Origin of the sequence: Mycobacterium dioxanotrophicus (assembly GCF_002157835.1) — a bacterium.
Lineage (GTDB): Bacteria > Actinomycetota > Actinomycetes > Mycobacteriales > Mycobacteriaceae > Mycobacterium > Mycobacterium dioxanotrophicus.
Map to the genome: position 1 here is coordinate 6774605 of NZ_CP020809.1, position 13410 is coordinate 6788014.

Annotated in this window: 11 protein-coding genes and 1 tRNA gene; 3 read left to right on the forward strand and 9 right to left on the reverse strand. The window is 66.8% G+C overall.

The window, feature by feature from the left end; all coding sequences use genetic code 11:
• Position 1 precedes the first annotated feature (1 nt).
• From BTO20_RS32940 to dcd, 5 genes are all read right to left on the reverse strand, one after another.
• Positions 2-1318 carry a cytochrome P450 gene (locus BTO20_RS32940; protein WP_198344154.1) on the reverse strand — a complete coding sequence of 439 codons (1317 nt, stop codon included), beginning with the start codon at positions 1316-1318 and terminating at the stop codon, positions 2-4.
• A gap of 38 nt (positions 1319-1356) precedes the next feature.
• Positions 1357-2688 carry a UDP-glucose dehydrogenase family protein gene (locus tag BTO20_RS32945; RefSeq protein WP_087080242.1) on the reverse strand — a complete coding sequence of 444 codons (1332 nt, stop codon included), beginning with the start codon at positions 2686-2688 and terminating at the stop codon, positions 1357-1359.
• Positions 2689-2771: 83 nt separating this feature from the next.
• On the reverse strand, positions 2772-4415 hold the full coding sequence (locus BTO20_RS32950; RefSeq protein WP_087080244.1) for a DUF7159 family protein: 1644 nt from the start codon (positions 4413-4415) through the stop codon (positions 2772-2774).
• A gap of 319 nt (positions 4416-4734) precedes the next feature.
• Positions 4735-6045, reverse strand: coding sequence for an ammonium transporter (locus BTO20_RS32955; RefSeq protein WP_087080246.1), 1311 nt, complete (start codon positions 6043-6045; stop codon positions 4735-4737).
• 290 nt (positions 6046-6335) lie between these two features.
• Complete coding sequence (gene dcd, locus BTO20_RS32960; protein WP_087080248.1) at positions 6336-6905, reverse strand: dCTP deaminase; 570 nt, start codon at positions 6903-6905, stop codon at positions 6336-6338.
• Between the two features lie 49 nt (positions 6906-6954).
• Between dcd and BTO20_RS32965 the strand changes: the two genes are divergently transcribed.
• Positions 6955-7028: transfer RNA gene (locus BTO20_RS32965), tRNA-Gly, on the forward strand.
• Complete coding sequence (locus tag BTO20_RS32970; protein WP_087080250.1) at positions 7028-7606, forward strand: maleylpyruvate isomerase family mycothiol-dependent enzyme; 579 nt, start codon at positions 7028-7030, stop codon at positions 7604-7606. Before BTO20_RS32965 ends, BTO20_RS32970 begins: the two co-directional genes overlap by 1 nt.
• 38 nt (positions 7607-7644) lie before the next feature.
• Here BTO20_RS32970 and BTO20_RS32975 read toward each other — a convergent pair whose 3' ends face one another.
• Both BTO20_RS32975 and BTO20_RS32980 read right to left on the reverse strand, forming a co-directional pair.
• Positions 7645-9429 carry an ABC transporter ATP-binding protein gene (locus tag BTO20_RS32975; RefSeq protein WP_087083012.1) on the reverse strand — a complete coding sequence of 595 codons (1785 nt, stop codon included), beginning with the start codon at positions 9427-9429 and terminating at the stop codon, positions 7645-7647.
• 121 nt (positions 9430-9550) lie between these two features.
• The gene (locus tag BTO20_RS32980) at positions 9551-9742 is read right to left on the reverse strand and encodes an excalibur calcium-binding domain-containing protein (protein WP_029366853.1); all 192 of its coding nucleotides are present in this window, start codon (positions 9740-9742) and stop codon (positions 9551-9553) included.
• 104 nt (positions 9743-9846) lie between these two features.
• Here BTO20_RS32980 and BTO20_RS32985 point away from each other — a divergent pair, with 104 nt between their 5' ends.
• Positions 9847-10824, forward strand: coding sequence for a hypothetical protein (locus BTO20_RS32985; protein ID WP_087080252.1), 978 nt, complete (start codon positions 9847-9849; stop codon positions 10822-10824).
• A gap of 9 nt (positions 10825-10833) precedes the next feature.
• Here the strand turns inward: BTO20_RS32985 and BTO20_RS32990 are convergent, their stop codons facing one another.
• Both BTO20_RS32990 and BTO20_RS32995 read right to left on the reverse strand, forming a co-directional pair.
• Positions 10834-12042 carry an acyl-CoA dehydrogenase family protein gene (locus BTO20_RS32990; RefSeq protein WP_087080254.1) on the reverse strand — a complete coding sequence of 403 codons (1209 nt, stop codon included), beginning with the start codon at positions 12040-12042 and terminating at the stop codon, positions 10834-10836.
• Positions 12039-13409 (reverse strand): LLM class flavin-dependent oxidoreductase, encoded by a 1371-nt coding sequence (locus tag BTO20_RS32995; RefSeq protein WP_087080256.1) that lies wholly within the window; start codon positions 13407-13409, stop codon positions 12039-12041. Before BTO20_RS32995 ends, BTO20_RS32990 begins: the two co-directional genes overlap by 4 nt.
• Between the last annotated feature and the right edge of the window lies 1 nt (position 13410).

Below are 13410 nucleotides of genomic sequence, written 5' to 3' on the forward strand. Positions count from 1 at the left end.
ATTACGAACTTACCGCTGCACGCGCGGTGCCGAGCGCGATCGGCAGAGTCGACCATCCGCGCAGCACGCGGGTGTCGCGCCGAACGCCTCCGCCCGCCAACCGGGCGTCGGGGAAGCGCTCGAAGAACGCGCGCAGGCCTACCTCCCCCTCGGCGCGGGCCAGCGCGGCGCCCAGGCAGAAATGTCGGCCACCGGAGAACGACAGGTGCCGCCCGGCGTTCTCACGTTCGATGTCGAACCGGTGCGGGTCGGCGAACACCGCAGGGTCGCGGTTGGCGCCGGCCAGGTGGATGACGATGAGCTCGCCGGCCTGCACGGCGGTACCCGCGACATCGGTGTCGCGCGCTGCCATGCGCGCGCTCATCTGCACCGGCGAATCCAGCCGCAAGATCTCTTCGACTGTGTTGGGCCATAATTCGGGTCGCGCGGCCAGCGTCTGAAGATGCTCGGGGTGGTCCAGCAGCATCCGGATCCCGTTGCCCAGCAGGTTGACCGTGGTCTCGAAACCGGCCGCCAGCACCAGCCCGGCCAGGGCTTTCAACTCGTGCTCGGTGAGCGGTTCGCCTGCCTGCCCGCTGTCGGACGCGGCGATGATCTGACTCATCAGATCCTCGCCCGGATCGCTCCTCAGGTGCCGCAGGTGACCGGTGAGCCAGTGATCGAAGCCCGCGATGCCCTCGTTGACCCGCTGGTATTGCGGCCACGACAGGCCGATGTCGAGACTGGGTGCGGCCAGTTCACCGAAGTGCAGGATGTTGGGGCGGTCGGACTCGGGGACACCGAGGATGTCGCCGATGACCGCGACGGGCAGTTTGGCGCAATACCGGCCGACGACATCTGTGGGTGCGCCGGTGTTCCCAAGTCCGTCAAGCAGTTCGGCCGCGGTTTCCTCGACGCGTTCGCGCAGTCGGGCCACCGCGCGTGTGGTGAACACCGACGACACCAGCTTGCGCATCCGGGTGTGGTCGGGTGGTTCGATCGACAGCAGCGACGGCGGCTCGATCGGGTGCAGCAGCCCCGTGTCGGTCTTGTCGACGATCCACCGCAAGGGTTTCGGCAGATTCGCTCCCAGCTTGCTGACCCGGAACTCCTCTGACCGCAGCAGTTCGTGCCCGACGGTGTGATCGAACGTCAACAACACCTTGCGGCAGCGGATCACCGGGCCACGCACGCGCATCTCGTCGGCGAAGGCCGTCGGATCCGCGCGTACCTGCGGATCGGCGATCAGCCTGGCCTGAGGGTCCCCGTCCCGCAGTCCCATCGCGGACATGCCGCGAATGACGCCGTGCAGGGCAAACCAACGGATCCGTTCCCGCATGCCCCGAGCCTACGACCGGCGGGATTGTTGGACAAGTGTCAAACAGTGCTGGTCGCGCGGCCCAGCGCATGCACGTGCCATCCGGCCTGCCGCCATCGCTGCACGTCCAGGCAATTGCGGCCGTCGACAACGACTTTCGCGCGTACCGTACCGGCCAACGCGTCGGGATCGAGGTCCAGGAACTCCTGCCATTCGGTCAGCACCAGCACCGCGTCGGCCCGCTCGCAGGCCTCGACAACCGACGTCGAATAGTTCAGTGTGGGAAAGACCCGCTGCGAGTTCTCCATCGCCTTGGGGTCGTAGACGTTCACGGTGGCCCCGTTGAGCTGCAGCATGCCCGCCACGTTGAGCGCGGGTGAATCCCGCACGTCGTCGGATTCGGGCTTGAACGCCGCACCCAGTACCGCGATGTTGGCGCCCAGCAGCGATCCCCCGCACGCCCGCGTGGTCAGCTCCACCATGGCGGTGCGGCGCCGCATGTTGATGCTGTCGACTTCGCGCAGGAAGGTCAGCGCGTGGTTGGCGCCGAGCTCACCGGCACGGGCCATGAATGCGCGAATGTCCTTGGGCAGGCAGCCCCCGCCGAAACCGAGGCCCGCGTTGAGGAAGCGCCGCCCGATGCGCGGGTCGTAGCCGAGCGCGTCGGCGAGCAGCGTGACGTCGGCGCCGGCGGCCTCGCACACCTCGGAGATCGCGTTGATGAACGAGATCTTGGTGGCAAGGAAGGCATTTGCCGAAACCTTGACCAGCTCGGCGGTCTGCAGGTCGGTGACCAGGAAAGGCACGCCGTCCGAGAGCAGCGGCGCGTACAGCTCCCGCACCGCGGCCTCAGACCGTACCGAATCCGCCTGCACCCCAACAACAATGCGGTCGGGATGCAGCGTGTCGTGCACGGCGAAGCCCTCCCGCAAAAACTCGGGGTTCCAGGCCACCTCGACGTCGACACCTTCGGGGGCCAGGTCGCGGGCCCGCTTGGACAGGTCCGCGGCGGTACCCACCGGAACGGTCGACTTGCCGACGATCACCGCCGGGCGGCGCAACCGCGGCACCAGGCTGTCGATGACGGCGTGCACGTGACGCAGGTCGGCCCCGTAATCGCCCTTCTTCTGTGGTGTCCCGACGCCGAGGAAGTGCACGTCGGCGAAGTCGGCGGCTTCCTCGTAATCGGTGGTGAACCGCAGGCGCCCGGCGGACAGGTTGTCGTTCAACACCTTCCGCAGCCCGGGCTCATAGAACGGGATGTCGCCGGAGGCCAGCTTGGCCACCTTGCCCGGGTCGATGTCGACCCCGACGACCTCGTGGCCGAGCTCTGCCATACCGGCGGCGTGGGTGGCGCCGAGGTAACCGGTTCCGAATACGGTGCATCGCATACTGCCTGAATAGGCCGCGCGAATGAGCGAGCCGCTACGTCACCCTGAGCGGCAAACCAACGTCAGGTAACGGTTGGTGGTGGCTAGTGTCCGCCACCGAACGGCCACGGCCAGATGGAGCCGCCGCCGTTACCGCCACGGCTGCCGCCGTCATTGCCGTGACCACCCGAACCAGGATTCCAGCCGTTGTCGCCACCGCGTCCGCCGGAACCGGAACCGGGGTTCCAGCCGCCCGAGCCTCCGCCGGAGTTGGAACCGGGGCCCCAGTCTCCGGAGCCGTTACCGGAGTTGCCCGGGTACGGGTAGTCCGGGTTCTGCCGCGACGGCGGCTGCCACGGATAGTCGGGCTCGTCGACGGGCTGACGCTGCCACGGCGGCTGCCACGGTGAGCGCCGCGGCGGGTCGATCACCGGGGGACGCAGGAGCGGCGGGAGCACCACCACCGGCGGGATGTAGCCCGGCGGGTTGTAGATCGGCGCGGGGGCGGGCAGGACCGGCACCGGTGCCGCGGGCGGCGGTGGTGGCGGTGCCTCGGGTGCGGGGGCGGGCGCCGCCGGAGGCGGGGCCTGCGGGACGGCCGCGGGCTGCTGGTCGACGACGACCGTGCGCGGCTGCGGGGCCTCCTGCACCACCGGAATCGGAGCCTTGATGGTCTCCGGCGGCGGTGCGGGTGGCGGCGCCTGCGGCGCGGGCTGCGCCTCCGGGACCGGCGCGGGGGCCGGTGCCGCGGGCTTGACCGGGGCGGCCGGGATCACCGCGCCCTGCGCGGGGGCGGGCCGCTGGTCGACGGTCGGGCGGATGCTGACCGCCAGCGAAATGACCAGCGCGACAACGCCAATGACGAAAATGGAGGTCAATGCGCTACCGACCAGCAGGAACGGCTTGCGCCCCTCGTCGACCGGAACGTCGTCGGCAACGGATTCGAACGCATCCAACTCGGTGCCGACGGGCGCCAGTTCGGTGGGCAATGCAGCCAGGCCGGCGTATGCGCTACCGGCCGTGGTGCCGTCAGGATCCTGCGAGTAGGCCAGACCGACGGTGGACGCCTCAAGCGCAGGCGCATTCGCCGCCGCCAGGGCAGCGCCCCGGGCCAGCGCGAGTTCGGGTTCGTCGGGCGCGCTGACGGGCAGCGACACCAGGTTCTCCAGCTGGGCCTTGACCGAGCTGACGTCGACGCCCGAGCCGACCACGAACATGGCCTGCGGCGCGGCGTCCTGCGCGTCGACGGCGGCGGCCAGCTCACTGAGCACGGCCATCGCGTCACTGCTGTGCAGGCTGCGGCCCAGCACCTTGACCACGGAACCGTCGTCGGTCTTGACCACCGACAGCGTCGCCGCGTCGCGGTCGATGAACAGCAGCGCCGTGGTGTCATAGCCGACCGCGTGACCGACCGCCTGGGCCAAGGCCGCGGCGGCGTGCCCTTCCGACACCAGCATGACGTCGTCGATCCCGTGTGCGGTCAGGGCGTCGCGCAACGCGGAGGCGTCCGAATGGTCGGTCCACGTGACCCCGGTCGCCTTCAATTGGTGCCCGCCCGCCACGGCGCTCTCTTGGGTTCCGAGCACCGCCGCGACCACTTGATCCGCCGCACTCATGGTTGCCGAGCCGTCGCCGCCGTTGACGTCGAAGACGTCGTGATCGACGGTGACGCCGTCGGCTTTCTCCCCCTCGACCAGCACCATGCGGACCGTCGTAGGTGTCATCGACACACCTAATACGATGTCCACCAAGCCCTCCAAAGTGTTTGCTGCACTACGTGAGTCGCCATTGCGCACACATCCCGCACGAGCCGACAACTAGAACTTTCATCGACGCAAACAGCTCGATCGTTACACCCGAACGCATTAGCTGATGGCTCTTGTTCTGGTCGGACCGCGACGACACGGTGCCCGCCGACGCCGGTTAGTTAGACCCTACTCGGTATTACGGCGGACGGCGCCAGCCAGTTCGCGCCGGATTGCCTCATTTCCGCGACCGTGCGTGTCTGCTGCCCAACACGCCGTGTTTCAGCAGCAGTCTGCGCACGCTCGTTTCTGGCCCGGCAGATCAGCCGGATTGCTCGTCCTCGGCAGACTCCGGCCGCAGTCCCAACGTCGGACCGAACGGTCCGGGCCGACGCGGCGGCAGGTGCCCGTGCACACCCTCGGCGTACGCGGTCTCGGCGTGCTGGGTGAAGTCGACGCCGGTGGTTTCGTCCTCGGGGCTGAGGCGGAAACCCATGAACCGGTCGATCAGCTTGGCCAGCCCGTAGGACATCGCGAACGCGTAGGCCGCGACCACGACCGCCGCCAACAACTGCTTACCCAGCTGGACCAAACCCCCGCCGTACAACAAGCCCTGTGGACCCTGCGTCATCACCTCGGTGGCCAGGAAACCGATGAGCAGCACGCCGACCACGCCGCCGACGAAGTGCACGCCGACGACGTCGAGAGAGTCGTCGTACCCGAAACGGAACTTCAGCCCGATCGCGAACGAGCACACCACGCCTGCGGCCACCCCCACCACGACCGCGCCGAGGGTGTTCACCGTGCCGCACGACGGCGTGATCGCAACCAGACCGGCCACCACACCCGAGGCCGCGCCGAACGTCGTCGGCTTGCCGTCCCGGATCTGCTCGACCGTGAGCCAGCCCAACATGCCCATACAGCCGGCGATGAGGGTGTTGAGGAAAATCGCGGCGGCCGTGCCGTTGGCCGCGAGCGCCGAGCCCGCGTTGAAGCCGAACCAGCCGAACCACAACAGCCCGACGCCCAGGAGAACGAATGGCAGATTGTGCGGGCGCATGGCTTCCTTCTTGAAGCCGATGCGCGGGCCCAGCACGATCGCCAGGGCCAGGGCCGACGACCCGGAGACGATCTCGACGACGAGTCCGCCGGCGTAGTCGAGCACGCCGAGGCGGGCCAGCCAGCCTGTCGGGGCCCACACCCAGTGGGCGACGACCGCATACACCACGATCGCCCACACCGGCACGAACACCATCCACGCGGCAAACCGCGCCCGGTCCGCGATCGCCCCGCTGACCAGCGCCGCGGTGATGATCGCGAAGGTCAGCTGGAACGTCGCGAACAACAACTCAGGGACCGCGCCATGGGCGGTGTCAGGGTTGATGCCGGCCATCCCGATGTGTTCGAGGTCTCCGATGAAACCGCCCCCGCCGGAGAACGCCAGCGTGTAGCCGACCACCAGCCACGCCACCGTGACCAGCGGGATCGAGATGAAGCTCATCATGATCATGTTGAGCACGCCGGTGGTGCGGACCATGCCGCCGTAAAAGATCGCCAGGCCTGGCGTCATCAACAGGACTAATGCGGTGCTCGCCAACAACCAGGCGGTCGCGGCGGGGTCGATGTGAGACAACTCGGACTCCTTCGGTTCCGACGAGAATGTCGGCCCCGCGTTTCAGCCACGCGGCAAAGGTGTTTCCGGGATGTTTCGTGTTGCCTCGGGGTTACTGAAAGCTCACGTGTGTCCTGGGCTCGGGTTGGCTCCGCGAGCGTGCGTGTCTGTTGCCCGCCACGTCGTGTTTGACCAGCACTTTGTGCACGCTCGTGGGGCCGGGGAGTGAGGTTTGAGCTCGGTGGCGCCCACTGGCCACCTATGCACGCATTTGACGCGTCTGACGTACATAACTGGCCACTCGCCAGGCGCTAGGACTTGATGAAGTTCAGATGCGATCGCGACGGGGTCGGCCCGCGCTGACCCTGGTACTTGGAGCCGACCTTGGCACTGCCGTAGGGATGCTCGGCCGGGCTGGTGAGCCGCAGCAGGCACAGCTGTCCGATCTTCATCCCCGGCCACAGCGTGATCGGCAGGTTGGCGACGTTGGACAACTCCAGCGTGATGTGGCCCGAGAAACCCGGATCGATGAAGCCCGCCGTCGAGTGCGTCAACAGGCCGAGCCGGCCCAGTGAGCTCTTGCCTTCGAGCCGGCCCGCCAGGTCATCGGGCAGCGTGCACAGTTCCAGCGTCGACCCCAGCACGAACTCCCCCGGGTGCAGGACGAACGGCTCCCCCTGCTTGGGTTCGACCAACGACGTCAGCTCGTCCTGCTGAAGCGCCGGGTCGATGTGGGTGTACCGGGTGTTGTTGAACACGCGGAACAAGCTGTCGAGCCGGACGTCGACGCTGGACGGCTGCACCAGCGTGTCGTCGAACGGCTCGATGGACAGGCGCTTCGCGGCGATCTCGGCTCGGATATCGCGGTCAGAGAGCAGCACCCGACGAGCGTATAGGTAGGGCGCGGATGCTAATCTTCCTAGCCACACCGCCGATGTAGTTCAATGGCAGAACATCAGCTTCCCAAGCTGAATACGCGGGTTCGATTCCCGTCATCGGCTCCATGGACTCCGACGCGATCTGGCGCACGATCGATGAGCAGCGGACTGCACTTGCCGATCTGCTCGACACTTTGACCCCGGAACAGTGGGCGACGCAATCGCTGTGTGACGGCTGGACGGTGCGTGATGTCGCAGTCCACATCACGCAGTCACACGTCGGCCGCAAGGAGCTGGTGGTGGGGGCGCTGAAGTCGGGTTTCCGTTTCGATGCCATGGTCCGGAATGCGGCGATCAATGACCCGCAGAGCCCACAAGAGATCACCGCAAGACTGCGCGCCATGGCCGGTTCGAGAAAACGACCACCGCTGACGGCCGAAGTCGATCCGCTGATGGACATCCTGGTGCACACCCAGGACATCTGCATACCGCTGGGAATTGACCGGCCGATGCCCACCGAGGCGGCCGTGGCGGTTGCAGAACGGTTGTGGCACATGAAGTTTCCGTTCACCCCGCGCCGCGACCTGCCGGGCTATCGGTTCGTCGCCACCGATGCCGGCTTCGCGGTCGGCCCGCACTGGGGAGCTCTTAGAGAGGAGCCCATCCGCGACATCGTGATGACCTTCGCCCGGCGCCGGCCGTGAGACCGCGCCGACCGTGAGACCGCGGAGACATTGAGGCCTCACCCAACAACGGCACCAGCCTCATACAACCGCCGATACAACCCTCCCTGCGCCAAGAGCGACTGATGGTCCCCCGACTGCGTGATTCGGCCGCTCTCCAGGACCAGGATGCGATCGGCGACGCCCGCGATGAAGTCCATGTCGTGGCTGATCACCAGACACGTGCGCTCCTTCGCGTAGCCACGGATCACTCCGATGAGTCTGGCGCGCTCGTCGGCGTCGAGGTTCTCGGTCGGCTCGTCGAGCAGGAGCACCGTAGGCCGGCGCAGGAGACAGCGGGCGAGCGCGATGAGGCGCTTCTGCCCGCCGGACGGCACCTGCACGTCGACGACGGTGTCGTATCCGTCGGCCATCTTCGTGGGATCGGTGATGACCGAGTGGATGTGGGCCAGCGTGCATGCCGCCCGAATCTCAGCATCGGTTGCCGACGGAGAAGCCAGCCGAATGTTTTCGCGGATGGTGTCTTTGGTGAAGAACGGGAACTGCGCGAGTTTGGACACCTCGTCGCGCAACGACGCGATCGTGACGCCGGTGATGTCATGACCGTCGAGCAGAATCCGCCCGCGCTGCGGGTCGAGGAACCGCAGCACGAGGTTGAACACGGTCGACTTGCCCGACCCGATGCCACCGACGATGCCCACGGTCTCGCCCTCGGCGACGGAGAACGACAATCCGTCGAGCACCGGTCGATCCGAGGTGTAGCCGAACGCGATGTCCTCGAAGACCACGTTGCCGCGCACGTGCCCGAGGTCGACGGCGTCCGCGGGTTCGTGCACCGTGGGCTGGGTGTCGAGCAACTCGTAGGTTGCCGCGGCGTTCGGCGCCACGGACTGGTAGGTGGTGTAGGCACCCAGAACCCGTTGCGCCGCACCGAACATCGTCGGCACCATGCCCGCGAACACCAAGAGCCCGGCGAATGTCAGGCCGAACGTCGCACTGTAGGCAACGCCGATGATCAGCACGACGACCGTGCTGAGGGCGACGAAGATCTGCGATCCGTTCACGGTGGCCTGCATCCACACGACCGAATCGGCGTCGCTCTTGGCGGCATCCTGCGACGCGGCACGAAACCTTCTGCTGCGCACCGGTTGAGCGTTGAACAGCTGGATCTCCGCGATACCGCTGACGGTCTGCTCGACCTCGGAGGCCATGGTGCGGTTGGCGTTCATCACTCGGCGCATCACGGCCTGCACCTGGCGGCCGGCGAATCTCAGGACGAGCAGGGCCAGCGGCGTGAGAAGCAATGCGGCAACGGTCATCTGCCATGAGATGGCCAACAGGTACCCGATCACCACCACGAGCACCACGGCGTCGATGACGGGTGGCAGCAGGCAGTCGGTCAGAAGACGTTGCACACCAGCAGATTCCGTCGTGACGCGTTGGATCAGCTCACCGCTGCGGGACCCGGTGAAGAAGTCGAGAGACAGGGTTTGCATGTGGTCGTGCACGCGTTGCCGGATGTCGACCACGAGCGCCCGCTCGACCTTGGTGCCGACCCACGCATTGACGAAGTACATGCCTTGGGCCAGTAGGAGCGAACCGGCCCACACCGCCAGCATCACCGCGAACGGCACCGAACCCGCCAGTGACCGCAGCAGACCGTTGTCGCGGGCGACCAGAGGCCCGCGTAAATCCCAGACCCCGCTGAGGTTTCCACTGCGACCGGCGTCGGCAACCACCTGCATCATGGGCCCGAAGGCCGCGACGGTGAGGTACGGCAACGCCGACGCCACCACCCCGAGCAGCAGGAGCACGACGAGCAGCCCGCGTACCGGGCGGAGCATGCGCAGACTGCGCCACACCAGATGGCGAGATCGGGCCAATGGATTCCGCCCTTCGTACGACGCGAGAGCAGCCTCTACTGCTCAGTGGCATCTTCCACGAAGGCGCGTGAAAGCGCGCCCACTACTCGCAGGCGAGTCCATCTCCGTCACGGTCGCCGCCCGACCAGTAGGCCGGATCGTCCTGCGGAATGTTCCATCGCCCGTCCTTGTGCGCCTCGGTGCAGTTGGCGTAGGGCCGCGCGGCGGCGATGGGCGCGAGACCGGTGCCGGCGACGGCGATGGCGGCAACGACGAGGAACGCACGGACGAGCATGGCAACCTGACCTTGAATTGACGTGGACGTAAGAACGTCAGAGCCTAGCGGTTCCGTGACATTCGTCACAAATCGCGTCCCGCTCTGTGGTACGAACTCCAGTCATGCGGGAGCGGACGCAGGAAATCGCCAGGCTGCGGCGCGGGTTCGACGATCGCGTCCGGGGACTCCTGAACGCCGACAGCAGAACCAAGCTGGCCGAGCTCCGGACCAACCACCGGTCGGCGTGGGCGGATTCGCTGGCGACGACGATCGGCGACCCCGCCGCGATGGCCGAAACCCGCGCCAAGCTACTCGCCGACAAGCGCGAGGCCCTCCAACACCTACCCAACTACCACGCGATACGGCAACTGCAGCAAGAGTTTTCGCGTGACTACCAGCGCCTCACAGACCACCGCAAAGATCGGCTCCAAGTGCACGCGAAGTCCTGGGCCGAAAGCCTCGACACCTTCGGCATGCAAACGTTCGAGCCGCCGTTCACCGCGTCGGACATCGTGGAATTCCCGGACATCCCCGGCACCGATCCGATCAAATCCAATCAGTCCGCGACGTCACCGCCTCAAGGCCTGATCATCAACGACGTCACCTGGCACGATGACAACACGTTCGGCGAGATCAACGACTTCAACCGCTGGGCCGGCTGCGACGTGTCGGTGGGCATCGATTTCGAGTCGCCGAGCTCGGGCTTCCTCAACGTCGCGATCAGCATGAAGAATCTGGTCAACCAGATCTGGGTGCGCGGAACCGACAACTTCGGCTTGTCTTCGGCGAACATCTCACTCGACCACCACGTATTCGTGCGGGTGCTCCGCGGCGATCAGCGCGTCACGTCATTCAAGACCGTCTTCAGCCAGACCTGGGTCCAACTCGAAGGCGACGACTTCAATTTCACGTTCCCGCCGATCCCCGCGGGCCCGGCGGTGTTCGCCACCGACTTCGCCGACGCGCTGCACGCCGGCGAGAAGGTGCAGATCCTCGGCGGCTGCGAGACCGTGATCCACACCGACGTGACCGACATGGATTGCACGGCACGCGTCAACATGTGGTGGCAATTGCAGAAACTCTGGGTGTGGCTGAGCTAGAAGCACCAGTTAGAAGTAGCCACTTCCCGGCAGCGCGGTACCGCGGACGTAGTAGGCGCCGATCGCCTGCGCCTTGTAGGACGTCGGATTGTGCGACGCGAGGGTCCGGATGTTGCGCCAGTGCCGATCGAGCAGATGCGCGTTGCGAACGACCGATGCGCCGCCGACGTCGAAGATCTGCGACGCTGCCTTCTGTCCCAGTGCGTCGACGACCACCTTGGCATGCGCCGCCTGCAGCGACGCTTCGTGCGCGAGCCGCAGATCGGGATCGGTGCCCGCGGTGTCGGCGTCGAACGCCAACTCCAGGGCATCGGCGGCGCGCAGCACCGTCGCTTCGGCGGCATAGGCCGCGGCGGCGATCTCACCGACTTCGCGTTGCAGCAGTGGATCGTCGGGGGCAGACGGCGTGGGCGCCCAGGCGAAGCTGCGGGAGCGCTGGTGCACATGCGCGACGGCATCGTCGCGCAGCGCATGCAGCACCCCGACGATCAAAGCGGTCACGTACAGCTGAAAGAAGGCTCCGGACAGGTACATCGGCGCGGGGTCGCTGCCGTCTGCGTTAGGTGGCAGGGGCAGTACCTCCTGCGGGTACACCACCACGTCGTCGAATACCGCGGTTCCGGTTCCGGTGGCGCGCTGGCCCATACCGTCCCAGTCGTCGACGACCGTGACGCCGGCGCGATCGGTCGGCACGAGGATCAGCACGGTCGCACCGGTGTGGTCACTGGCCAGCACCTCGGTGTAGTCGGCGTAGAGGGTGCCCGTGGTGAAGTACTTGGTTCCGTTGAGCCGCAACTCATCGCCATGTGGTGCGAGCCGGGTCTGCCAGGTGAATTCACCCACCGTGGTCGTGCCCAACTCGGTGGACGCGTTGCCGACGAGCCTGCCGCTGAGCGCGAGATCGATGACGCGCGTGCGCTCGTCGCCCCCGAGCCGCAGCCGCTCTTCCACATGCGCGAAATGCCCACGCAGGATGTGTGCGACGTTGACGTCGACGCGGGCCAATGCGATCACCGTGGCGAACAATTCGCGCAGGCTGGCGCCACCTCCGCCGTCTTCGGCGGGTACTCGCAATGCACCGAGGCGAGCATCTCGGATGAGATCGATTGCTGCGAAGGGTCGTTCACCGGTGAGCTCGCGCTCCAGCGCACCCGCGCTGATAAGAGCAAACAGCTCTTGGAGCCGATCCGCACCCAAATCGACGGTCGTGACGGTCATCGGTGTGCCTCCTGGGTCACGCGGCGGTAACCCGCCGCTCGGTGTGTCTCGGGCAGTCGCGGCCCTTGACCGAACAGCTTGTGCCGCAATGTCCCTTCGGCATACGACGTCTTGTACACCCCGCGGCGCTGCAGCTCGGGGACGACGTGATCGACGAAGTCGACGAACGAGCCCGGTGTGATGGCGTTGGTGATGTTGAACCCGTCGACGTCGGTCTCCTCGACCCACTCCTGCAGATCGTCAGCGACCCGTTGCGGGCCTCCGACGCTGAACCCGCCCTCGGCGTCGATGGCGTGTGCATCGACGAAATCGCGCAGCGTCCACTGGCCCTGGCCGTAGTTCTGCACCGACGACTTGAGGAATTCGTTGTCGGTCACCGCAACCGGATCATCGAGATCGAACTGGGAGAGGTCGGTTCCCAGCCAGCCCGACCACAATGCCAGCGCGCCCTCGGGGTCGATGTAGCGTCGGAAGTCGGCGTACCGGGCTTGCGCGGCGGCATCGTCGGCACCGGTGACCACGACGTGACCGTTGACGATCTTGACGTCGTACGGGTCGCGGCCGGCGGCTTCGGCACGGCGCCGGATGTCGGCGACGGTCTCCCGCAACGCCTCCTTGGTCGGCGCGCCGACGAAGATCACTTCGGCGTTCTCGGCGCCGAACTGCTTGCCGCGGCTGGACGCGCCGGCCTGGTAGAGCACCGGGGTGCGCTGCGGGGACGGCTCGCACAGGTGGATGCCCGGAACGCGGAAATGCCTGCCCTCGTGGCCAATCGGATGCACCTTGGCCGGGTCGGCGTACTCGGCGCGGCGCGGGTCGGTGCCGACGGCATCGTCGTCCCACGATCCTTCCCACAACTTGTAGAGCACTTCGGTGTACTCGTCGGCGATGTCATAGCGGTCGGCGTGCGGCGTGATGGTGTCCAGCCCGTGGTTGCGCGCGGCGCTCTCCAGGTAGCCGGTGACGATGTTCCAGCCGACCCGGCCCTTGGTCAGGTGGTCCAGCGTCGACATGCGGCGCGCGAACGAGTACGGGTGCTCGAATGACGTCGCGGCGGTGACGCCGAATCCGAGATGCTCGGTGACCGTGGCCATGGCCGGTACCACCAGCAGCGGATCGTTCACCGGGACCTGGGCGCCGGAACGCAGTGCGGCCTCGGGTCCGCCGCCATAGACGTCGTAGACACCCAGCACATCGGCGATGAAGAGCCCGTCGAAAAGTCCGCGCTCCAACAACTTCGCCAGGTCCAGCCAGTACCGAAGATCCTTGTACTGCGCGGCCTGCGATTCGGGGTGTCGCCAGGTGCCCGCGACGATGTGTGCCACGCAGTTCATGTCGAACGCGTTGAGAACGATCTGTCGGGTCATG

Excerpts from the sequence above, each read along its gene's own strand:
- BTO20_RS32940 (WP_198344154.1), bottom strand. The coding sequence starts at position 1,318 with ATGCGGGAACGGATCCGTTGGTTTGCCCTGCACGGCGTCATTCGCGGC.
- BTO20_RS32945 (WP_087080242.1), bottom strand. The coding sequence starts at position 2,688 with ATGCGATGCACCGTATTCGGAACCGGTTACCTCGGCGCCACCCACGCC.
- BTO20_RS32970 (WP_087080250.1), top strand. The coding sequence starts at position 7,028 with ATGGACTCCGACGCGATCTGGCGCACGATCGATGAGCAGCGGACTGCA.
- BTO20_RS32975 (WP_087083012.1), bottom strand. The coding sequence starts at position 9,429 with ATGCTCCGCCCGGTACGCGGGCTGCTCGTCGTGCTCCTGCTGCTCGGG.
- BTO20_RS32980 (WP_029366853.1), bottom strand. The coding sequence starts at position 9,742 with ATGCTCGTCCGTGCGTTCCTCGTCGTTGCCGCCATCGCCGTCGCCGGC.
- BTO20_RS32985 (WP_087080252.1), top strand. The coding sequence starts at position 9,847 with ATGCGGGAGCGGACGCAGGAAATCGCCAGGCTGCGGCGCGGGTTCGAC.
- BTO20_RS32990 (WP_087080254.1), bottom strand. The coding sequence starts at position 12,042 with ATGACCGTCACGACCGTCGATTTGGGTGCGGATCGGCTCCAAGAGCTG.
- BTO20_RS32995 (WP_087080256.1), bottom strand. The coding sequence starts at position 13,409 with ATGACCCGACAGATCGTTCTCAACGCGTTCGACATGAACTGCGTGGCA.